This is a genomic window from Kribbella sp. NBC_01510, assembly GCF_045040325.1.
Classification (GTDB): domain Bacteria; phylum Actinomycetota; class Actinomycetes; order Propionibacteriales; family Kribbellaceae; genus Kribbella.
Genome location: NZ_CP109418.1, coordinates 5,333,847 through 5,355,247, shown reverse-complemented (window position 1 = coordinate 5,355,247; position 21,401 = coordinate 5,333,847). Strand labels below are relative to the sequence as shown.

General features: G+C 68.6%; 21 protein-coding genes. 11 read left to right on the top strand and 10 right to left on the bottom strand.

Annotation, left to right across the window (positions count from 1 at the left end; genetic code table 11):
• Positions 1 to 54 precede the first annotated feature (54 nt).
• From OG558_RS26960 to OG558_RS26950, 3 genes are read left to right on the top strand one after another with little or no spacing between them, the layout of a single operon-like run.
• Positions 55 to 468: a cupredoxin family copper-binding protein gene (locus OG558_RS26960; protein WP_405065510.1), complete on the top strand. Its 414-nt coding sequence runs from the start codon at positions 55 to 57 to the stop codon at positions 466 to 468.
• Positions 469 to 498: 30 nt separating this feature from the next.
• A complete protein-coding gene (locus tag OG558_RS26955) occupies positions 499 to 1,155 on the top strand; it encodes an alpha/beta fold hydrolase (protein WP_405065509.1) in 657 nt (218 codons plus the stop codon).
• Entirely contained in the window at positions 1,155 to 2,168 is a 1,014-nt protein-coding gene (locus OG558_RS26950; RefSeq protein WP_405065508.1) for a phosphotransferase family protein, read from the top strand. The genes OG558_RS26955 and OG558_RS26950 overlap by 1 nt, the downstream gene beginning before the upstream one ends.
• Before the next feature lie 85 nt (positions 2,169 to 2,253).
• Here OG558_RS26950 and OG558_RS26945 read toward each other — a convergent pair whose 3' ends face one another.
• The 3 genes from OG558_RS26945 to OG558_RS26935 all read right to left on the bottom strand — a co-directional run bounded on the left by OG558_RS26945 (position 2,254) and on the right by OG558_RS26935 (position 4,436).
• Positions 2,254 to 2,940: a hypothetical protein gene (locus tag OG558_RS26945; protein WP_329475398.1), complete on the bottom strand. Its 687-nt coding sequence runs from the start codon at positions 2,938 to 2,940 to the stop codon at positions 2,254 to 2,256.
• Between the two features lies 1 nt (position 2,941).
• The gene (locus OG558_RS26940; protein WP_329475397.1) at positions 2,942 to 3,184 is read right to left on the bottom strand and encodes a hypothetical protein; all 243 of its coding nucleotides are present in this window, start codon (positions 3,182 to 3,184) and stop codon (positions 2,942 to 2,944) included.
• Between the two features lie 127 nt (positions 3,185 to 3,311).
• Positions 3,312 to 4,436 (bottom strand): FAD-dependent oxidoreductase, encoded by a 1,125-nt coding sequence (locus OG558_RS26935; protein ID WP_405065507.1) that lies wholly within the window; start codon positions 4,434 to 4,436, stop codon positions 3,312 to 3,314.
• Positions 4,437 to 4,531: 95 nt separating this feature from the next.
• Between OG558_RS26935 and OG558_RS26930 the strand changes: the two genes are divergently transcribed.
• The gene (locus tag OG558_RS26930; RefSeq protein ID WP_405065506.1) at positions 4,532 to 5,137 is read left to right on the top strand and encodes a TetR/AcrR family transcriptional regulator; all 606 of its coding nucleotides are present in this window, start codon (positions 4,532 to 4,534) and stop codon (positions 5,135 to 5,137) included.
• Here OG558_RS26930 and dnaG read toward each other — a convergent pair.
• Positions 5,134 to 7,041 (bottom strand): DNA primase, encoded by a 1,908-nt coding sequence (gene dnaG, locus OG558_RS26925; protein ID WP_405065505.1) that lies wholly within the window; start codon positions 7,039 to 7,041, stop codon positions 5,134 to 5,136. The two genes, OG558_RS26930 and dnaG, sit on opposite strands and share 4 nt — an antisense overlap.
• Before the next feature lie 45 nt (positions 7,042 to 7,086).
• Between dnaG and OG558_RS26920 the strand changes: the two genes are divergently transcribed.
• Entirely contained in the window at positions 7,087 to 7,935 is an 849-nt protein-coding gene (locus OG558_RS26920; protein WP_405065504.1) for a TolB family protein, read from the top strand.
• Here the strand turns inward: OG558_RS26920 and OG558_RS26915 are convergent.
• Both OG558_RS26915 and OG558_RS26910 read right to left on the bottom strand, forming a co-directional pair.
• On the bottom strand, positions 7,932 to 9,179 hold the full coding sequence (locus OG558_RS26915) for an NAD(P)/FAD-dependent oxidoreductase (RefSeq protein ID WP_405065503.1): 1,248 nt from the start codon (positions 9,177 to 9,179) through the stop codon (positions 7,932 to 7,934). The genes OG558_RS26920 and OG558_RS26915 overlap by 4 nt on opposite strands.
• A 1,050-nt stretch (positions 9,180 to 10,229) precedes the next feature.
• Positions 10,230 to 11,456 carry a deoxyguanosinetriphosphate triphosphohydrolase gene (locus OG558_RS26910; RefSeq protein WP_405065502.1) on the bottom strand — a complete coding sequence of 409 codons (1,227 nt, stop codon included), beginning with the start codon at positions 11,454 to 11,456 and terminating at the stop codon, positions 10,230 to 10,232.
• Between the two features lie 112 nt (positions 11,457 to 11,568).
• Between OG558_RS26910 and OG558_RS26905 the strand changes: the two genes are divergently transcribed.
• On the top strand, positions 11,569 to 12,294 hold the full coding sequence (locus tag OG558_RS26905; RefSeq protein WP_405065501.1) for a DUF899 family protein: 726 nt from the start codon (positions 11,569 to 11,571) through the stop codon (positions 12,292 to 12,294).
• A 25-nt stretch (positions 12,295 to 12,319) separates the two neighbouring features.
• Here OG558_RS26905 and OG558_RS26900 read toward each other — a convergent pair whose 3' ends face one another.
• Complete coding sequence (locus tag OG558_RS26900; protein ID WP_329475389.1) at positions 12,320 to 12,925, bottom strand: dihydrofolate reductase family protein; 606 nt, start codon at positions 12,923 to 12,925, stop codon at positions 12,320 to 12,322.
• Positions 12,926 to 13,004: 79 nt separating this feature from the next.
• Here OG558_RS26900 and OG558_RS26895 point away from each other — a divergent pair, with 79 nt between their 5' ends.
• Together OG558_RS26895 and OG558_RS26890 are read left to right on the top strand one after the other, a co-directional pair.
• A complete protein-coding gene (locus tag OG558_RS26895; RefSeq protein ID WP_405065500.1) occupies positions 13,005 to 13,547 on the top strand; it encodes a helix-turn-helix domain-containing protein in 543 nt (180 codons plus the stop codon).
• Positions 13,544 to 14,815 (top strand): MFS transporter, encoded by a 1,272-nt coding sequence (locus tag OG558_RS26890; RefSeq protein WP_405065499.1) that lies wholly within the window; start codon positions 13,544 to 13,546, stop codon positions 14,813 to 14,815. The genes OG558_RS26895 and OG558_RS26890 overlap by 4 nt, the downstream gene beginning before the upstream one ends.
• Here OG558_RS26890 and OG558_RS26885 read toward each other — a convergent pair.
• A complete protein-coding gene (locus OG558_RS26885; RefSeq protein WP_405065498.1) occupies positions 14,755 to 15,381 on the bottom strand; it encodes a TetR/AcrR family transcriptional regulator in 627 nt (208 codons plus the stop codon). The genes OG558_RS26890 and OG558_RS26885 overlap by 61 nt on opposite strands.
• A gap of 86 nt (positions 15,382 to 15,467) precedes the next feature.
• Between OG558_RS26885 and OG558_RS26880 the strand changes: the two genes are divergently transcribed.
• Positions 15,468 to 16,331: an alpha/beta hydrolase gene (locus tag OG558_RS26880; RefSeq protein WP_405065497.1), complete on the top strand. Its 864-nt coding sequence runs from the start codon at positions 15,468 to 15,470 to the stop codon at positions 16,329 to 16,331.
• On the opposite strand, the gene OG558_RS26875 is transcribed toward OG558_RS26880, so the two are convergent.
• A complete protein-coding gene (locus OG558_RS26875; RefSeq protein ID WP_328522255.1) occupies positions 16,296 to 17,822 on the bottom strand; it encodes a UDP-N-acetylglucosamine 1-carboxyvinyltransferase in 1,527 nt (508 codons plus the stop codon). The two genes, OG558_RS26880 and OG558_RS26875, sit on opposite strands and share 36 nt — an antisense overlap.
• 173 nt (positions 17,823 to 17,995) lie before the next feature.
• Between OG558_RS26875 and OG558_RS26870 the strand changes: the two genes are divergently transcribed.
• Positions 17,996 to 19,213 (top strand): hypothetical protein, encoded by a 1,218-nt coding sequence (locus tag OG558_RS26870; protein WP_405065496.1) that lies wholly within the window; start codon positions 17,996 to 17,998, stop codon positions 19,211 to 19,213.
• A 36-nt stretch (positions 19,214 to 19,249) separates the two neighbouring features.
• Complete coding sequence (locus tag OG558_RS26865; protein WP_405065495.1) at positions 19,250 to 20,497, top strand: acyl-CoA thioesterase/BAAT N-terminal domain-containing protein; 1,248 nt, start codon at positions 19,250 to 19,252, stop codon at positions 20,495 to 20,497.
• Here the strand turns inward: OG558_RS26865 and OG558_RS26860 are convergent.
• Positions 20,490 to 20,768, bottom strand: a complete 279-nt coding sequence (locus OG558_RS26860) for a YciI family protein (RefSeq protein WP_405065494.1) — start codon at positions 20,766 to 20,768, stop codon at positions 20,490 to 20,492. The genes OG558_RS26865 and OG558_RS26860 overlap by 8 nt on opposite strands.
• Positions 20,769 to 21,401 lie beyond the last annotated feature (633 nt).

Below are 21,401 nucleotides of genomic sequence, written 5' to 3'. Positions count from 1 at the left end.
GGTGCCTCCGGCGTAGCGTCGAATAGCTGCGTGTTCCCGCTGAATGAGGCACACATGAAACCCTCGGGACGACCACTTTTCGTCCTCGTCGCGGTGCTGGCGTTACTCGCCCTGGCAACCGGCTGCGGCTCGAATAACGGCGGAGCGAGCCCGTCGGCAACCGCGGCTCCGCCGGCGACCAGTGGTTCAGCCACGACCAGCGGTTCGGCCGCTCCCAGCGGCGGCTCGACGGTCGAGATCAACAACTTCATGTTCACGCCGATGAGCCTGACCGTCCCGGTCGGCGCGACGGTGACCTGGAAGTTCGACGACTCGACACAACACACCGTCACGGCCGATGACAACTCGTTCGCTTCGTCGCCGATGGGGAGCGGTCAGACCTTCACGCACACCTTCACCACCGCCGGCACGGTGCCGTACCACTGCTCCATCCACCCGTCCATGACCGCCACCATCATCGTCAAGTAGGCGGACCTGCCTGGGTGGCAGGATGCGCCTATGCGATTGTCTGTTCGGACCCATGGGCCGCTCGAGGCTCAGGCGATGGTGTTGTTGCATGGCCTGACATCGGATGGATCGTCGTTCGACGGGGTCGTCGGGGCGCTTGCTCAGAACTGGCGGGTGTATGTGCCCGATCAGCGGGGGCACGGTACGACGGGGCCGGCGGACGCGTATGCATTCGAGTTACTGGCTGCGGACCTGGACGAGTTCCTCGAGGAGCGTGGACTCGCTGCGCCGGTTGTGGTCGGGCACTCGATGGGCGCGGTCGCGGCGTACCTGCATGCGGCCCGGCGTCCGGACCGAACCGGCCCGCTCGTGCTCGTCGAGCCACCGCCGCCGTTCCCCCAGCGCCGGCCGATGCCCGAGCGCTCGGACGAACCGCTCGGGTACGACTGGGACGCGCGGGTCGCGCTTGTCGGACAGGTGAACTCACCCGATCCCGGCTGGCTCGGTGAGCTTGCCGAGATCCGCGTTCCCGCGCTGGTGCTCGGTGGCGGGCCGGCCAGCCCTTTCCCGCAGGATCAGATGCGCGCGATGGCCGACCGGATGCCTCGCGGAACGTTCCAGGAGATCCCGGTCGGTCACAGCGTCCATCGAGAGGCACCTACGGCCTTCCTGGCGGCCGTCACCACATTCCTCGACACCGCGATCTGATGACGTTCTCGGTCGCCGAAGTGAGCCAGGCACTGGGTGTTCCGGTGATCGGCGTCGACGTGGTCGAGACGTTCACGGCGTCGTCGGCCGAGGTTGCCCGGCTACGTCTCGGGTTCGCGGACCGCCCGGACCTCAGCGTGATCGGTAAGCACGCGACCGGTGCCGGCGCGGTCGGAGCGCGCCGCGAGGTCCGGTTCTTCGAGCAGCTCGCGCCGCGCTGGGATCATCCAGCACCTCAGCTGGTAGGCGTCAGTGACGCCGGCGAGGGTGGACGCATCCTGCTGCTGAGCGAGGACCTCATCGCGGCCGGCTATCGCTTGCTAGGCGTCACCGTGTCAGAGGCGCAACTGCGCGGCACGATCGAAGCGCTGGTGGATCTGCACGCGCGATTCTGGAACGACGTCCCGTTCGATGTGCTCGACTCCGCGCATCCCGAGCCGTCGGCGACCAGTGTGGCGCAGGCCTGGCCGCCCGAGGTGATCACGCAGCATGCGGCGGCCGTGCGGGCCGAAGCTACGACCTTCTTTGCCTCGACCAATGAGCTCGACACTGCCGAGCGCTCACGGCTCGACGAGGTTCTCGACCCCTGGGTGCGGCAGTTCCATGCGCGCGTGCAGGACGGCCGGGCGATCACGCTGATCCACGGCGACTTCCACTTCCTCGGCAACGTCTTCTTCGCGCCGAACGACGTACGCCCGAAAGTGATCGACTGGTCGGAGGCGAAGCCGGGCCTCGGCCCGCATGATCTCGCGTACTGCCTCACCGTGGTGCCCGCCGACGACCGGCTCGCGCGGGATCGGGTCCTGCTGCGGCGCTACTGGGAAGGTCTGCGCGGTGCGGGTGTCGACGACTACAGCTGGGAGCTCTGTGAGTGGGACTTCCGGTTCTCGGTGTTCTGCAATCTCTTCCAGTCGGTCTTCCAGCGCAGCGTGAAGTGGTACCGGAAGTCGCTGGCAGCGATCGACGCACTCGACGCCCGCACGGCACTGGCCGAACCACCGCCGCTGCACTGACCTCCCGGGCCTGAGCCCGGGAGGTCCGCAGGTGTTGCTACGGCTGTTTGACCGTGTCGACGACCCGCCGGCGGTTCGACCCGGTCTACTGGACGACGCGGAAGCCGTTGCGTTGACCCAGTTTGGTCAGGCTCGTGATGCCCGGGATCCCGTCGAACGGGGGCGGGACCGTGGCCTTCTGGAAGAGCGCGTAGGCCTTGCGGAACTCGGTACCGGCGTAGCCGTCGACGAACTCCGCCGGTTTGAGGCCCTGGTGCCGCAGCGCCTTCTCCACGATCAGTACGTCGCGCTCGTGCAGCCCGTCCCCCTTCGGACGGAACTGGTCACGGCGGGCGGCGTCGATGACGTTGCTGAGGTCGACAACCGGCATCTGTGGTGGGGCCATCGGCCGAAAGACCCGGACTCCGTTGACGTCCTCGCTCCAGCCGCGGTACTGCTGTCCCCAGCTGCGGGTGATGAACGAGATCGCGACCCTGTCGATCTTGCCGTGCCGCTTGATGTCGTTGCTGAAGCAGGTCCCGTCGCCGGCGCTGATGGCGACGTGCCCGTCACCTCCGTTGGTCCACCAGACGGGGACTCCGAGTGGTGGCGTACCCGTGGTGCCGTGCCTGAAGTCGGCCCCGAAGTAGCCCTTCTCGGCCGACCCGTACAGCGGCCCGACGTTGAAGCACTTCCGGACGAAGACCAGACACTGGCGGAACCAATCCTGGCTCGGGTTCGTCACTTGGCCCTGCGCGAAGTCGATCGCGGCCTGCCCGGTGCGGATCGCCATCTCACTGCCCCCCGTCCGGATCGACCTCGTCGGCCGACTTCACGGCCTCGTCGGGCCGAGTCTCCTGACCCGGCTCCTCGCCCGGTTCCAGGGCGACCTCATCGCTGTTGCCGCGCGGCTCGGCGAACTCGCTGTCGAGCGCCGGGTCATCGGCCAGCACCCCCGCCGACTTGCCCAACGGCAGCAACGTACTTTCGTCCAACACCTCGACAGATTGCGAACTGTCGACCACTACTTCGCTCATCGCGAAACCTCCCCTTGGGTTGCTGTTACTCCCCCCAACTTCTCTCCACACCACCCTTGCCACATCCGGGGGAAACCCTTAGATCCGCGGCACGAACCCTCAGATTCTCAGCCGGCCGCCAGACCGCTCAGATGGTCACGCTGAAGAGGCGTTGCGCGTTCTCGAGCGATTCGGTGACCGCGGCCTGACCGTGCGGAGTCACGTCCCGCTGGTACGACGTGAGCGCCTCGAGCACCGGGGTCTCTTCGGTCAGTGCCCGGGTCAGACGGGCGGCGTCCCAGAGGGCGGTGTTGGCGCCGGCGCCGGCGGCGGGGGTCATCGGGTGGATGGCGTCGCCGAGCAGGGTGACACGGGAGACGGGCCAGGTCGCGACGCGCCGGCAGGTCCGAAGGGTGATGGGGAACGCGGCGTCGACCTCCGCGGACGCGACCAGCTCGCGGACGGTCGGGTGCCACGACGCGGTCACGCGGGCGACGATGCTCCACAGGTCGGCCGGGGACATCGCGGAGAGTTCGTCATCCGCGCATCCGAGTACGGCGTTCGTCCCGGTGAGGACCGACATCAGGTAGTCGCCGTACTCCTCCGGCGGCGTCCGGAACAGCACCGGCGCGAACGCCGCACCCGCCCCGCGCCCGTTGCTGACGAAGCTGAAACCACGGAGGAACGCCTGTGGCACAAGGGATTTCACCGCCGGGCTCAGCGGCACCTTGCCGTAGATGCACCGCACCCCGATGTCGGCCACCTCGAAGTCGGGCACCACCTGAGCCCGAACGCGCGATCCGACACCGTCCGCCCCGACCAGTACGTCGGCAGTCGCCGAAGTCCCGTCCGCGAACCGGATCCCGACCTCGTCGCCGTCAACGACGTACGACTCGAGCTGCTTGCCGAACACGAGGACGTCGTCGAGCCCGGTCATCAGCGCCCGCCGGAACGCATACCGATCGACCGCGGTCACCCTGTCGGGTCCGCCACCCGGAAAGACCTGCTCGAACATCGGCTTCAACTGACTGTCGAACCCGGCCAGCAGATCCCCCGGATGCGTCGCGGTCTCGATGACACGGCGGCGTACCGCATCCGGCAGCAGCGCGGCCAGCGCCTCCTCCCCCACCGGGCTGATGTGGATCCGGTACCCCTGGTTGCGGTGCCGCGGCGACGGATCCCGCTCGTACACCGTGACGTCCACGCCCGCCTTGACCAACCCGTGGGCCAGCGCCAGCCCGCCGATCCCGGCTCCGACGATCGCAACTCGCATCACGCAACTCCTTAATCATCCATTGAGAGGACTCTATCAATCATCTGGATGATTAAGTTAGCACGGCGGATGGCAGCTCGGTTACCATGGGCGCTGTGCGGAGATCCCCAGGGCCTGATGAGCGCCGGCGCGACGCCGAGCGAAGCCGGCAGCAGTTACTGGACGCGGCGGTCGCGGAGTTCGGCGCGCACGGCTTCAGCGGCGCGCGAGTCAGCGAGATCGCCCGGCGGGCCGGTGTCAACAAGCAGCTGATCTCGTACTACTTCGGTGGCAAGGAAGGTCTCTATCGCGCCGTCGCCGAGCGCTGGCGGGCCGGTGAGCCGACCATCACCGCGGACGCCGGCACGCTGGGCGAGGTCGTTGCCGCCTACGCACAGGCGGCGATGGCACAGCCCGATCTGCTCCGGCTGCTGGTCCGCGAAGGCGTCGACGGCGACTCCGACGGGCAGGACGAGGAGGGGCAGTTCGCACGGTTCCAGGGCATGCTCGCCGACTTCCGCCAACGACAGGCCGCCGGCGAACTCGCGGCCGACCTCGAGCCGGCGTACGCCGGTCTCGCGCTGTTCGGCCTGGCCTCGGCGCCGGTGGTGTTCCCGCAGATCGCCCGCGCGCTCGGCCTGGATCCCGACGCCAAGGACTTCGCCGAACGGTACGCCGAGCAAGCCGCCCGGCTAGTGTCACACCTGGCCGGCAACGACTAGAGAGCGCCGGAGATGGCCTTCTTGCGGAGGTCGGCGCGATACGCCTCGAGCGCGATCAGCTGGCCGAACATCTTGTTGTAATCGTCGGCGCGGTCGATCGGATTCGTCCGCTGCAGCTTGGATTTCAGGTCCTGGATCCGCCGCGCACACGTCAGCTCCTGCAACCGGGCCAGCAACGCCTGTGCGTACTGCTCGTCGGGCTCACGCCCCAGCCGCAACGGATCCACGGCCAGCGCGCTGACCACCGCGGCCGCCGGATCGTTGCCGATGGCATCGCGTACGGCGACCACCCACGCCTCACCGGGAGGAGCGGCCGCCGGACCACCGGCCTTCGCCATCCCGGCGCGGACCGCGGCCAGCCAGGGATGCGTGAAGTCGTCGTCGTCGAGCTCGTCGAAGGCGACGCCGACCAGCAGCGGATGCTGCATCGCGATCTTCAGCGCGTCCCACTCGATCACGAACCGCTGGTCCCGCGGCGACGGGATGTCCACGCGCGGCGGAGGCGCCGGAGTCTCGGTCTGTACGACGACCGGCCCGCGATCACTGGACGCTGCGGGCGCGGGGGCCGGCCGGGAGGCCGCCCGATAGACCTCGGAGCGGACCTGGTCGACCTCCATGCCGAGCTGCCCGGCGAGCTCGCGGGTGAAGGCGTCCACCTTCGACCGGTCGCGGATGCTGATCACCAGCCGGGCCGCCTCGCGCAGCGCATCGATCCGCGTGTCCGCACGATCCAGGTCGTACTTCGACAGCACGTTGGTAAGCACGAAGCGGTACAGCGGGACCCGCCGGCCAATCAGCTCACGGACCGCGGCATCGCCCTTCTGCAACCGCAGATCGCACGGGTCCAGACCGTCCGGCTCGACCGCGACGTACGTCTGTGACGCGAACGCCTGGTCACCCGCGAACGCCTTCAGCGCCGCCCGCTGGCCGGCCTCGTCACCGTCGAAGGTGAAGATCACCTCGCCGCGGAACTGGTCGTGGTCGAGCAGCAGTTGCCGCAGGACCCGCGCGTGATCCTCGCCGAACGACGTCCCACAGGTGGCGACCGCCGTCTGCACCCCGGCCAGGTGACAGGCCATCACGTCGGTGTAGCCCTCGACGACCACGGCCTGCCGGCCCTTCGCGATCTCGCGGCGGGCGACGTCGACGCCGTACAGGACCTTGGACTTCTTGTAGATCGGGGTCTCGGGGGTGTTCAGGTACTTCGCTTCGATCCGGTCGTCGTCGAACAGCCGGCGGGCGCCGAACCCGATCACGTCCGCGGACGCGTCCCGGATCGGCCACATCAGCCGGCCGCGAAACCGGTCGTACAGTCCACGCTGTCCCTCGGCGGACAGACCGGACGCGACCAGCTCGGCATTCGTGAAGCCGCGGCCGCGCAGGTGGTTGGTCAGCGCCTCACCGCCACGCGGCGCGAACCCGACGCCGAAGTGGACGGCGGCATCCTTGTCGAAGCCCCGCTTGTCCAGGAACTGCCGGCCGAGCGACGCCTCGGCCGCACCGAAGAGCTGCTCGACGTAGTACTCCGCGGCGACCTTGTGCGCTTCGACCAGCCGGGGACGCTGGTTACCGGGTCCACGCTGCAGCGGCGCGCCGGACTCGTCGTACCGCAGCTGGATGCCGACCTTCGCAGCCAGCGTCTCGACCGCCTCGTGGAAGGTGATCTGATCGATCTTCTGGATGAAGTCGATCACGTCGCCGCCCTCCTGGCAGCCGAAGCAGTAGAAGAACCCGCGCGCCGGGGTGACGTTGAACGACGGCGACTTCTCGTCGTGGAACGGGCACAATCCCTTCAGCGAACCACCGCCGGCGTTCTTCAAGGTCACGTACGAGCCGACGATGTCGTCGATCCGGGCCCGCTCGCGCACCAGCGCGATGTCCTCGTCCTTGATCCGGCCTGCCACCCCGCGAGTCTACGACGCCGGTGCGGTGGACTTAACCTGGATGCCGTGCCGCGAACTCTTCGTCCTGGTCAACGGTCCGAGCTCTACGTCGTGGAGGTGGGCACCGGCGACAGCCGGCTGGTGCACAGCTCGTCCACGGTGCTGTTCGAGGCGCCCAACTGGACGCCCTCCGGCGACCTCCTGGTCAACGGTGACGGGCGGCTGTTCCGGGTCGGCGACGGGCTCGAGGAGATCGACCTCGGCGGGGTGCCGGCGATCAACAACGATCACGTGGTGAGTCCGGACGGTAGAACGGTCTACGTGTCGGCCGACGACGGCCATCTGTACGCCGTCGCGCTCGACGACGGCACGCCTCGACGCGTGACCAACGACCGCGGACCGGGCTACCACCACTACCTGCACGGAGTCTCGCCGGACGGCACCACCCTGGCGTACATCGGGTTGGAGCACGTCGACGGTCGCCGGATCACCAACGTGTGGACGATCCCGGCCGCCGGCGGGGACGACGTACAGGTCACCGACGACGAGCACGCGGACGACGGGTCGGAGTTCAGCCCGGACGGGAAGTGGATCTACTTCAACTCCGAGCGAGCCGGGCACGCGCAGTTGTTCCGGATCCCGGCCGGCGGCGGCGAAGCCGAGCAGTTGACGTTCGACGAGCGGGTCAACTGGTTCCCGCACCCGGCACCGGACGGGTCGGCGATCGCCTACGTGAGCTTCCCGCACGGAACCGAAGGGCATCCGGCGGACGTCGACGACGTACGCCTCCGGCTGCTCTCGGCCGACGGCGAGATCCGCGAACTCGCGACGCTGTTCGGCGGCCAGGGCACGATGAACGTGCCGAGCTGGTCGCCGGACAGCACCCGCTTCGCGTACGTCGTCTACCCGCTCTAGACCTCGGACAGTTCGACCGAGGTGTCGGCCAGCCGGGCCGGGTCGACCTGCTTGCCGGAGCGGATCAGCTCCTGGATGGTGTCGGTCGCACCCCAAGTGTTGACGTGCATCCCGGCCAGCACGTGCCGGTCGTCGTCCAGCCAGAACGCGACATAGGCGCCGGACTTCGGGTCGCCGCGCAGCACCACCTGGTACGACGTCCCGCGCGGAACGTCGCCGGCATACTCCATGCCGAGGTCGAACTGGTCGGTGAAGAAGAACGGGATCGCGTCGTGCGCGACGTCCTGACCGAGCATCGCCTTGGCGGCCGACTTGCCGGTGTCCTTCGCGTTCTGCCAGTGCTCGACCCGGACCGGCCGCCCGAACAGCGGGTGGTCCCACCGCACCACGTCGCCGGCGGCGTACACGTCCTCGGCCGACGTGCGCAGATCCGGACCGGTGACGATCCCCGAGCCGTTCTCCCGGGTCGCGACCTCGATGCCGGCGTCCGCGGCCAGCTCGATGTTCGGCTGGACTCCGACACCGACGACCACCAGGTCCGCCGGAATCACCTCGCCACCGCTGACCCGCACCCCGGTCACCTTGTCGGTGCCCTCGAACCCTTCGACTCCGGTGCCGAACCGGAACTGGACCCCGTGCTGCCGGTGGAACTCGGCGAACAGCTCACCGATCTCTTCCCCGAGTACGGCGGCCAACGCGGTCGCCTGCGGTTCGACGACGGTGACCTCGCACCCACGTTCGCGGGCCGCCGACGCCGACTCCAGCCCGATCCAGCCCGCGCCGACCACGACCACCCGCGGCTTGGCGGCGTACGCGTCGGTCAGCGCCTGCGACTCCTCGGCCGTGCGCAGGTAGTGGACGCCGGGAAGGTCTGCACCCGGTACGTCGATCCGCCGGACCCGGCTGCCCGTCGCGATCAGCAGCTTGCGGTAGGACACCTGCGAACCGTCGTCCACGGTGACGGAGTGGGCCTTGGGGTCGATCGCGGTGACGGTCTTCCCGAGGCGCAGCTCGATGCTGTTGTCGTCGTACCACTGCTGGTCGTGCAGCTGAGCCACTTCGGTCTGATCCTTGCCGAGCAGCACCCCTTTGGACAGCGGCGGTCGCTCGTACGGCAGTGAGGTCTCGCTGCCGATCAGGACGATGCCGCCGCTCCACCCTTCGGTTCGAAGCGTCTCCGCCGCGGTCGCACCCGCGAGGCTCGCACCGACGATGACAATGGGCTGCTGGTCTGCATCAGTCATGCCTCCGACTCTAGTGCGCGAGGCCTTGTCGCGCTGTCGCCGAGTAATTACCCGTGACGCAGGACCACATAGAGGTGACCGTTCGGGGGCGCCGACCGCCTGATCATTCGATGGGTTGTCCCCCGAGCTGGCGGGTTGCCCCCTCGGATGACCAGGAGGCAACCCACCAGCTGAGGGGGCGACCCCTGCAATGGGGACGGCAATCCCGGGATGCCAGCGACTTGGAGGCTGGCGTGCTGGGGATCCGGGACCTGAGGGTCCAGGTGCGGGAGGCGAGTCGTGGATCGCGGTCGCCCAAGTCCTTCCCCACAACCACATTCCACGACTCAGCGATCACCTGTCCGCTGACACGGTCGCGGTCAGGTGCCCGGGCCGGCGTACCGAACGCTCCCCGGAGTAACGGGCGTCGGCGGATGAGCGTGGTGGACGGGGCCCGAGGATCGGGGTGCCGGGGTGCCGGGTGCCGGAGGTCGAGTCGTGGATTGCGGCTGGCGAGACCGGGCTTGGGTTCCCGACAACCGCGGTCCACGACTCAACGATCGAGTCACCCAATGCCTTTGGGATGCGAGGAGAGCGTTCGGGAGCGCTGACCGCCTGATCATTCGAGGGGTTGTCCCCCGAGCTGGTGGGTTGCCCCCTCGGATAACCAGGAGGCAACCCACCAGCTGAGGGGGCAACCCCTGAAGTGGGGACGCCAATCCCGGGATGCCAGTGTCTTGGGAAGCCGGCGTGCCGGGGACCCGGCGTGCCGGGATCGGGGGCCTGAGGACCCGGGTGCGCGAGGGCGATCGCAGTTGCCACAACCCCTGAGCCCAAGCCCTTCCCACAACCACATCCCACGGCTCCTGGCCGCTGACACCGTCGCGGTCAGGTACACGGGCCGACGTGCCGAACGTGCTACGCGGTCCGGGAGATCAGGCTGAAGACTCGGCCGGTCCCCGGAGTGACGGGCGTCGGCGGATGAGCGTGGTGGACGGGCCCGAGGCTCGCAGCGCCGGACGACACGGCTGGGCGGATGTGCCGGCGGGCGTGCGGGTGTGCTGGGTGGGGTCAGCGGACTAGTTGCGCGTGCCAGGCCTGAGCCGAGGGGTCGGTGAGGGAGGCGACCTGGTCGACGATGACGCGGAGGCGGGCGTTGTCGTCGGCCGCCTCGGCGAAGTCGGCTCGGAAGGCGGCGTCCAGATGGCGTGGCGCCGTCTTCCACAGGGCTTCGACGAGGTCTGTCAGCAACTGACGCTGGGAGGCCCGGCGGGCCTGGCGTTCGGGTGAGTTGAGCACGTGGAACATCCCGACGCCCTTGAGCAGACCGATCTCGACGCGGACCCCGTCGGGGATCACCAGATCCGCCTCGTAACGGATCAGCCGCGAGCGCCCGAAGACCGCATGCGTCGCCTGCTCGGCCGCGGTCGCGAAGCGGCCGATCAACTGGCTGGTCAGATCCTTCAGCCCACCGAGCGCCCGCCGGCTGTCGTCGAACGGACCGCGCGGCCAGTAGTTCAGCGATGTCAGCCGGTGCCAGCCCTCGTCCAGCTCGGCATCGGTTGCCTCCGGCAAGTACAGCTGCCGGACGATCTCCCAGTACGGCGCCCGGTCCGCGTCGACCGCGGCGAGATCGATGTGGTGGGCAACGATCCCGTCCTCGACGTCGTGGACCGAGTAGGCGACGTCGTCGGCGAAGTCCATCACCTGCGCCTCCAGGCAGCGCCGCTCGCCGACGCCCTGGCGCAACCAGGTGAAGACCGCGAGATCGTCGTCGTACACCCCGAACTTGCGCTCGCCCGGACGCCGGGGCCACGGGTACTTGGTGGCGGCGTCGAGGGTGGCGCGGCTGAGGTTGAGGCCGACGCTGCGGCCGTCCGCGTCGAACGTCTTGGACTCCAGCCGGGTCAACAGGCGCAGGGTCTGTGCGTTCCCCTCGAAGCCGCCGATGTCCGCCGCGAGCTGGTCGAGCGCCCGCTCACCGTTGTGGCCGAACGGCGGATGACCGAGGTCGTGGGACAGACAGGCCGCGTCCACGATGTCCGGATCGCACCCGATGGTCGCGGCCAGCTCGCGGCCGATCTGCGCGACCTCGAGGCTGTGGGTCAGCCGGTTGCGGACGAAGTCGTCGCTACCGGCCGTCACGACCTGCGTCTTGGCCGCCAGCCGGCGCAACGCCGCGCTGTGCAGGACGCGCGCACGATCACGCGCGAACGCGGTCCGCCCCGGCCGCTTGACCGGCTCGGCGACCCATCGCTCCGCGTCATGCTCGTCGTACCACTCATGCTGCTTCCTCATCACTGCTCACAGTAGCGGCCATTACCGACAGTTCGGTGAACAACTCACGCCGTGCATGCGGCTGGGAAGATTGGGAACCTGAGGAACACAAAGGCAAACGACGGGACGAGCCATGAAGGACAGCACAACCGCCGCCCTGCCTCCGGTCGTCCATCGCGAGGCCTACCAGGCAGAGGTGGACGCACTGCGGATCCGCGAGAAGGCGCACACCCACGAGGGCGACGCGATCGCGGCGGCCCGGCGGCGACTGCCCATGGTCGAGGTGGATGCCGGCCTCACGCTGACCGGACCCAACGGACCGCTCACCCTGCTCGACGCCTTCGAAGGGCGCAAGCAGCTCATCGCGTACTACTTCATGTGGCACCCCGGCCACCCCGCCGCCGAGCAGTGCCAGGGCTGCACCTGGTGCAACGGCAACGTCGGAGAACTGTCCTACCTGCACTCCCGCGACATCACGTACGCCGTCTTCTGTCAGGGTCCGTACGCCGAAAGCGTTCGCTACCGCGATTTCATGGGCTGGCCGATGCCGTGGTACTCGGCCGTGGACTCCCTCGACGACCTCCTGGTCGGGCGGAAGATCAACATGATGCACATCGTGTGTTACGTCCGCGACGAGGACCGCGTGTTCGAGACCTGGTGGACCACGATCCGCGGCGTCGAAGCGATGGACAACAGTTACTCGCTGATGGACCTCACCGTGTACGGACAACAGGAGGCACACGAAGACTCCCCCGCCGGCTGGCCACAACAGTGGGAGGTCGGCGGGCTGACCGCCGACGGCCGTCCCATCTCTCAGTGGTCACGCCTCGAAGCCGGCCGCTCTGACGAACTCACCTGAGGAGCGTGAATCGCCAGAGCGGTCGTCACGTCGAGACGCAGTAGCGAAGCCAGACAACGCCTCCTTCGAAGACCTCGGTGTTGGCGTGACGCAGCGGCAGGCGGCGCGTGTCACACCAGGGTCGGCCGATCCCGACGAGCACCGGATGCACCAGGAGGGCCAGCTCGTCGAGCAGGTCGAGGTCGAGAAGCGCGTTGACGAGCGCGTCGTCGGAGTCGACGCGGACCGTCTGGACTCCACGGTCGCCGAGAACCTCAAGCGCCTCGGCCAAGTCGACCTGCTCGTATCCGGTGACGAGCTCGCGGGTCGTCGCGTCGGGCGGTCGCGCGGGCGTCTGATCGGCGTACAGGGCGAGGACGTCGGACCAGTAGCCGAGCTGCCGTAGCGCCTCCCACTCCCGGACCCGCGCCCGGCTGTCGACGACCGCGAGCAGCGGACCATCCGCCCGCGGACCCGGCCGGGGAGCGGCCCGTACGGCGGTCTCCTGCGCGAGGATCGTGTCCGCGCCGACCAGCGTGACGTCCTCCTGCCACAACGTCGCGAGCGCGTAGAACCGCGCGAGGTCGACGTCGAATCCCGACGTCACCCCGTCCAGCGAGACCGCCAGCTGAGCCACCACATGAGGCCGCATGCGCCAAAAGCTACAGGCGGCCACCGACAGTTACCGAAATCTCTTGCAGAGACTTCTCTGCAGAGATTACTCTGCAAGCATGCGACGGATCGATGCCCGCAGTCTGCGCGGACTGGCCCACCCGCTCCGGATGAGCATCCTGGAGGCGGTCGAGCTCGACGGGCCGGCCACGGCGACCACGCTGGCGGCGCGGCTCGGTGAGAACACCGGGACGATCAGCTGGCACCTCCGGCTGCTCGCCGAGCACGGCTATCTCGAGGAGGATGTCGAGCGCGGGACCAAGCGGGAGCGCTGGTGGCGGATCCCGGGCCCGACCGTGCTCGACCCGGCCGAGTTCCGCGACGATCCGGAGACCAGCCGCGCGCTGGACGTCTACCTGCGTGGCCTGGTCGAGCAGTACTTCGACCGCGTCCGCGCGTACGTCGACGAGAACTGGCCGGGCGAGTGGCAGCACGCGGCCGCGCTGTCCGACTGGCGCGATCTCCGCCTCACCCCGGAGCAGTTGCACCGGCTCAACGAGGAGATCGGTGCCGTCATCGAGCGCTACACCGGGGCGGAACCCACCGGCGACAACGCCGAACGGGTGATCGTCCAGCTGCAGTCGTTCCCGCGTCGATCGTGAGCCTGCTGCGGCGGCATCGGGACTTCCGGCTGCTCTGGATCGGCGAGACGATCAGCCGGTTCGGCAGCGCGACCTCGTCGGTGGCGCTGCCGCTGATCGCGATCTCAATGCTTCAGGCAACTACCTTCCAGGTTGGCGTGCTGACCGCGGCCGCCTGGGCGCCGTGGCTGCTGATCGGGCTTCCGGCCGGCGCCTGGGTCGACCGCGTACGCCGTCGCCCGGTCATGCTCGCCTCGTCCATCGCCTCGCTCGGGCTGTTCGCCGCGGTACCGATCGCAGCGCTCGCCGACCTGTTGACGATCCGCTTCCTGCTGGCCGTCGCGATCGTCGCCGGAGCTTCCACAGTCCTCTTCCAGACCGCGTACACCGCCTATCTGCCCAGGTTGATCGACCCGGCCGATCACGCCGAGGGCAACGCGAAGTTGCACGGCAGCGCGTCCGCCGCACAGATCGTCGGACTCGGCTGCGGCGGGCTGGTGGTCCAACTCGCCGGCCCGGCGAACGCGCTGTTCATCGACGCCGCCACCTTCCTCGTCGCACTCGCCTGCCTGTCGGCGATCCGGTACCGGGAGCAGGACACGGCCGTCGACCACGAAGCCGGCCTGTGGGCCGGGATCAAGCTCGGGATCGGCTACGTCGCGAAGGACGTCTGGCTGCGCACCCTCACCCTGTTCGGCGCGATCTCGAACCTCGCGCTGATGGGCTACCAGGCGATCGTCGTCGTCTTCCTCGTCCGTGAAGCCGGTCTGTCCGCCGGCACGGTCGGCGCCCTGGTAGCCGCGGCCACTAGCGGTGGCGTCGCAGGCGCCTTCGCCGGCCGTCGCCTGGCCGCACGCTTCGGCACCGCCCGAGCGCTTCTGCTGTGCGAACTCGGCCTGCCGACCCTCGCACTGCTCATCCCGCTGAGCATGGTGAGCCCCTGGCTCTACCTCGCCGGCGGGTTCGGCGTCAGCCTCGGCGTTGTCGGCGGCAACGTCGTCAAGGCCACCTTCCAGCAGTCCTACTGCCCACCAGAACTGCTCGGCCGCCTGGCTGCGACAACGTCGTTCGTCAACTACGGAACGATCCCGCTCGGCGCACTCTTCGGCGGAACGCTCGGCCAAACCCTCGGTCTCGGCCCCGCACTCTGGATCACCACCGCCGGCGTACCCCTCGCCGGACTGGTCCTCATCGCGTCACCGATCCGCTGGCGCCGCGATCTCCCGATTCACCAGGGCAGCGTCGTACCGGCGACGGCCGCCGACTCCAGCCGGGCCCGGACGGCCTGACGCGCCTGGTCGTACGTCGTGTCGTCGTTGAGCAGGATCGACGCGAGATTCGCAGCTTCGTAGTACGCGTTGAGATCGAAGGCCAACAGCTTGGGGTCTGCGGCCAACTCACCCCGCTCGACCGCTGCACCGATCGCGGTCTCGATCAGGTCCATCCACTCGCGATGCACGGCGGCGAGCGCATCGTGTACCGCTCCTTCGCGGGCGGCGTACTCGTGCGAGACCTTCTGGAAGAAGCACCCGCCCGGGAACACCCGGCGCTGCGAATACTCCAGCCAGTGCGTGCTCAACGCCCAGACCCGCCCGACCCCGGGCTCGACCTCGAACGCCGGTGTCACCACGTTGTCGGCGTAGATCCGGCGCGCGGCCCGGATCGTCGCGAGCTGCAACTCTTCCTTCGACCCGAAGTGCGCGAACAGCCCGCTCTTGCTGATCCCCAGCTCGGTCGCGAGCCGCCCGATCGACAGTCCCTCGAGCCCGTCGACCGAGGCGATGTCGACCGACCGCCGCAGCACCGCGCGGCGGGTCTGATCACCCCGCACCAAGCGTCCGTCCACCTTCTCCACGACTACCGATCCTAAGGGTGTTGACGTCCAGGCCCTGACAAACTAATAATACGACCGTTCGTATAGTTTGCCAGCCAAGGAGCGCCATGAAGAAGCTGATCAACACCGGATTGTCGACAATCGGATCGTTGTCACCCCGACTGGCCGGGCGCCTCGCGTTCGAGCTGTGGCGCCGCCCGATGGCCCGCGGCCAGGTCCGCGACTCCGAACGCATGATCCACGCGGCCGCGCGGGTCGAGGTCGTCGAAGGGGTCGTCAGCTATGCGTGGGGCGACGGCCGCCGCCCGGTCCTGCTCGTGCACGGCTGGCGCTCCCGTGCGTCCCGGTACGCCGGTTTCGTCACCAGGCTGCTCGAGCTCGGCTACAGCCCGGTCGCGTACGACGCTCCCGGCCATGGCGACTCCCCCGGGCCGATCGTCTCGATCCTCGGCCACCAGCGGATCATCCGCCGGCTCGAGGAGCGCCACGGCCCGTTCGAGGGCGTGATCGCCCACTCCCTCGGCGTCCCGTTCGCCCTGTACGCCGTCCGCGAGGGGGTCGCCGCCAAGCGGCTGGTGATGATCAGCGGGGTCGCCGACTTCGGCTATCTGGCCGACGCGTTCTGCCATGAGCTCGGACTGGGGCCGAAGATCAACAAGGTGCTCCGGCGGTCGATCGAGCGCCGCTACTTCGACGGTGACGACCAGATCTGGACCAGGTTCTCGGTGGCCACCGGCGACGTCGACCTACTGGTGATCCACAACGACGAGGACGACGTGGTGGATCCCCGCCAGGCCCGGGTCCTGCTGCGGGCCTACGGGCCGCAGGCCCACTTCCTCGCGACGAGCGGCCTCGGTCACCGCCGGATCATGATGGATCCGGAGGTGATCACCGAGGCCGTCGCCTTCCTGCAAGACCAACAGAGCCTGCAGGACTCAGATGTCCCTGAACGTCTCGATCTGGGCGCCTAGCGAGTTCAGCCGGGTGGCCAGGTCCTCGTAGCCGCGGTTGATCACGTAGACGCTGCGCAGGACCGACGTACCCTTCGCGGCCATCATCGCGATCAGCGTGACCACGGCCGGGCGGAGCGCCGGCGGGCACATCATCTCGGTGCCGGAGAAGTGCGTCGGGCCCTCGACCATCACCCGGTGCGGGTCGAGCAGCTTGACCCGGCCGCCGAGCTTGTTCAGGTCGGTCAGGTAGATCGCACGGTTCTCGTAGACCCAGTCGTGGATCAGCGTCTGCCCGGTCGCCTTCGCCGCGATCACCGCGAAGAACGGCAGGTTGTCGATGTTCAGACCGGGGAACGGCATCGGGTGGATCTTGTCGATCGGCGCGTGCAGCTTCGACGGCCGGGTGGTCAGGTCGACCAGCCGGGTCCGGCCGTTCTCGGCCAGGTACTCGGCGCTGCGGCTGTAGTCGAGCCCCATCTCCTCCAGCAGCGCGAGCTCGATCTCGAGGAACTCGACCGGCGCCCGCCGGATGGTGATCTCCGAGCCGGTCACGATCGCCGCGGTGAGCAGGCTCATCGCCTCGATCGGGTCCTCGGACGGGGCGTAGTCGACGTCCACGTCGATCTCGGCCTTGCCGTGCACGGTCAGCGTGGTGGTGCCGATGCCGTCGATCTGCACGCCGAGCAGATCGAGGTAGAAGCACAGGTCCTGGACCATGTAGTTCGAGCTCGCGTTGCGGATCACCGTGACGCCGTCGTACCGGGCCGCGGCCATGATCGCGTTCTCGGTCACGGTGTCGCCGCGCTCGGTCAGCACGATCGGCTTGCCCGGGGTGATCGCCCGGTTCACCACCGCGTGGTACTCACCACCGGTCGCCTTCACCTCGAGGCCGAACGGCCGCAGCGCGGCCATGTGCGGCTCGACGGTCCGCGTGCCCAGGTCGCAGCCACCGGCGTACGGCAGCTGGAAGGTGTCCTCGCGGTGCAGCAGCGGGCCGAGGAACATGATGATCGAGCGGGTCCGGCGGGCGGCCTCGGCGTCCATCGCGCCCAGGTCGAGGTGGGCCGGCGGGACGATCTCCAGGTCGCCGGCGTCGTTCAGCCAGGTGGTCCGGACGCCGATCGAGTTCAGCACCTCGAGTAGCCGGTTGACCTCTTCGATCCGCGCGACCTTGCGCAGGGTGGTGCGGCCCTTGTTCAGCAGGCTGGCGCAGAGCAGCGCGACCCCGGCGTTCTTGCTGGACTTCACGTCGATCGATCCGGACAACCGCAGGCCGCCGACGACACGAAGGTGGACCGGGCCCCCACCGAGAGAGACAATTTCAGAGTCGAGTGCCTCGCCGATCCGGGCGAGCATCTCGAGGGTGAGGTTCTGATGACCCTTTTCGATCCTGTTCACCGCACTCTGGCTGGTGTTCAGTACTTCCGCGAGTTGCGTCTGTGTCCAGCCGCGATGCTTGCGGGCGTCCCGGATGAGGTTTCCGATCCGGCTCAGGTAGTCATCGGTCATGCGCCGGACCTTATCTCACATGTGAGATACCTCTGCATCGACCCGCCGGTGTCAGCGTAGCCAATGTCACGTCGGCCCGCACACCGGGCCCCGGTCGACCCCTCACCGTCCGTCGAACCAGCAGCCGCCTACAGTTACTCCAACTCCCGCCGCCACTCGGAGAGGACCAGCAGATGCCCGACGACACCTCCGCTGCGGTGGTGAACGAGTTCGAGGCGGAGTCCTGGCCGCTCGAGGCTGCGGCCGACAGCCTGCACCAGGTGATCGACGGGTTCCAGAACGGTGACACCCGCCCGCTGGTGATCGGCGACGGCGACCAGCCGGTGCTGGTGGTGCTGGCGATCGCGGACCTGGCCGACTTCCGGGCCAGGGTCGCCGAGCTGCTGTCCAGCCCGGTCGACGCCGGCTGGCTGCGGTACTACCTCCGCTCGAACTTCGACCTGAGCTCCGAGCGGCTGGTCGAGCTCCTCGGAGTCGACAGCGACCACGGGCTGTCCTCGCTGGCGAGTCAGGTGAACGTCGAGCAGGCCGCCGTACTGATGCCTGATCACCTGCGCCGGACCGAAGCCGGTGGGAACCCGCTGATGCTGATCGGCGACGGGATGATGGCGACCGCGGCGCTGGTCGCGTTCCCGGCGTTCCAGGTGCTGGTCGCGATGGAGGGCGAGGGCAAGGGCGAGGACGACTCCTGCGCGCACGACGACGAGGAGAAGCCGACCACGCCGCTGGAGGTGCTGGCCGAGCGGCTCGGGCCGGTGTCGACCCAGCTGGTCGCGCAGCTCAACGCCGGCCGCGAGCCCGGCCTACCGCGGTACGAGCTGCACTTCGAGGACGACCTGGTCGACCACCTGCGGGACCTGGAGGCGCGAGCGCAGAAGGCACCGGGCGGCGGGGCGTACGACGAGCTGAACGGGCTGCTGCATCAGTTCGACCAGATGCGCAGCGGGCTGACCGAGATCGAAGAGGAGGAGCCGGCGGAAGCGCCGTACCTCGAAGCCTCGGATCTGAAGGCCGCGCTGCCGGATCTCCGGGACAACTACCGCGAGGGCGGCGACGACCCGTACCTGATCGGCCTCGACGGCCGTCCGCTCGCCGGACTCATCACCTTCGACCTCTACGAGGAGCTGCAGAAGGTTTCGGTCGAGCTGGACGGGACCGACGAGGCGCCGGTGCTCCCACTCCCCCAGCCACGCTGGGAGAACGGGCCGCCGCTGCTGCCGTTCGAGGTCGCGCTCGAGACCTGCGACGCGGTGATCGAGGACATCTCCAACGGCCAGGCGTCGATGATCTTCATCGCCGACGAAGACGGCGAACCGGAGCTGGTCCTCGCGCCACTCGTCTGGCTCTGGGCCTACGTCGACCACCTGGATCTGGAAGCCGCCGACGTCTGACGCCCCGGTGAACCGGAGCAGCGCGACTATTGAGGTATGCACCGGATCTATCTGAGCGCCGCAGTTGTCTGCCTGGTCGCGGCTAGGTGTTCGTCCGGTGCCGACCACCCAGCCATTCACGTCGATCACCCGGTAGCCCTCGCCGACCAGGCTGTCCACCTGACGGTGACCGACCTCGAGCCCCACGCGAAGGTCACGGTCGGCGCCGAAGCGGTCGACCGCGACGGCAAGAAGTGGCACGCCGAGGCGACCTTCACCTCCGATGACCACGGCACCGTCGACCTCGACCGCGCCCAACCCTCCGGCGGCAGCTACCAGAATACCGACGGCATGGGCCTGTTCTGGTCGATGAACCCACCGAACGGCGACCCCGACCAGCAGACGTTCACCCCACCGACCGTGGACGATCGCCCGGTCGAACAGGTCGACGTCCTGGTCCGCAAGGACGGCCGCGAGGTGGCGCGCACGACCTTGACCCGAGAGTGGTTGGGCCGGGGCGTCACCACGAGACCCGTCACCCTGGCCAAGGACAAGATCAGCGGCGTGTACGTCGCTCCGCCCGCCGGTCAGGCCAAGCACCCCGCAGTCGTGCTGATCGGCGGGTCCGAAGGCGGAGTGGCCTCACCGCCCTTGACGGACCTGCTGGCATCGCACGGGTATCCCACACTGGCCTTGGCCTACTTCCACGCGCCCGGTCTGCCGACCGATCTGCGCAACATCCCAGTGGAGTACTTCGCGTCGGCTGCCCACTGGCTGGCCCGTCAACCCGGTGTCGATCCCGCGCACGTCATCGCTGTAGGCGGGTCCCGAGGGACCGAGGCTGCCCTCTTGCTGAGCCAGAACTTCCCGAACCTGGTTCACGGGGCCGTGCTCTACGCACCGAGCGCGAAGATCAACGGTTCGTTCCCGGATAACCAGGGCGTGCCCTGGACGCTGCACGGCCGGGCGCTGCCAGTCGGCGACGAGCCGATACCGGTCGACCACATCAGCGGCCCGGTGCTGGCGATCGCCGGCACAGGTGACCTCTTGTGGGAGTCGCAGTACGCGGCAGCGCAGATCGTCCGTGAGCTCGACAGCGCACACAACCGGTTCCCGCATCAGGCCCTGGTCGTGCAGGGCGCCGGGCACGGGGTCAGCGGAGCGCCGTACCTTCCGCATGGGACGACGCTCGTGCATCCGGTACTCATGCGCCCGCTCCACCTCGGCGGAAATCGCGCGGCCAACGAGTCCGCGCTCCGGCAGGGGTGGGCCAGGACCCTCGCCCTGCTGGGCTCGCTCAGCTGATCGGGAAGAGCGGCTCCCACTCCGCGAGGGTCGCGAGCTCGTAGACGTTGGCCGGGGTGTAGGGGTCCTTCGCGAGGATGTCGCGGAGCTCGGCCTCGTCGGCGACGTCGTACACGAGGAGGGCGCCGGTCTGGTCGGTGAAGGGTCCGGCCGCGATGAGCTTGCCGGCCGCCTTCAGCTCGGTGAGGTACTCGCGGTGGGCCGGACGGACCTCCATCCGGCGGTCGGACTCGGCAAGGTCGAAGCGCAACTGCACGACATAGAAGGCCATACCGAAACCCTACAACGGCCTTGAAAACAAGAGGATTTGGTGCGGGAAGGGAGTCACGAGCCGCCACAGCGGCTGGTTCAGGTCAGACCCGAAAGTCGACGAGTGATCGCCCTTCCCGCCCGGTTATTCTCACCAGCCGGCGAGCGCTTACGCAAGGGGTTGGTTAAGGGAAATTACGCGGACAGCTCCCACCCGTAACCCACAGTGTTCGCCGGTTCGATCCAGTCTCTGAGAACCCCGATCCCGCTCTACGGACGGTCACACCTGCCCGCTGTCAAGCAGTCCACGCAGCAACCCGGCCCGACCATTCGAGGGGATATCCGGCTTTTCTGCTGGACGTGTGGGCGAGGTGAGCCAGGCTGGCCGGTGTGCAGCTCGACAGGTGGTGTCGGTCCAGGGCGCCGCTCGGACGAGGCGTTCACGCCTGAGATCGGCTGGCCCGGCCGGGCTGGGGCCGACACCTCCTGTCGACCTTGCACATCCCAGCCTCCAATTGCGCCCCATCAGCCTCCGGCCGCACCCATACGACCGCACCGCGAGACACGGCGGAGCGGGAGCCGGGCGGGACAGCGCGGAGCGGGAGCCGGGCGGGACACGGCGGAGCGGGAGCCGGGCGGGACACGGCGGAGCGAG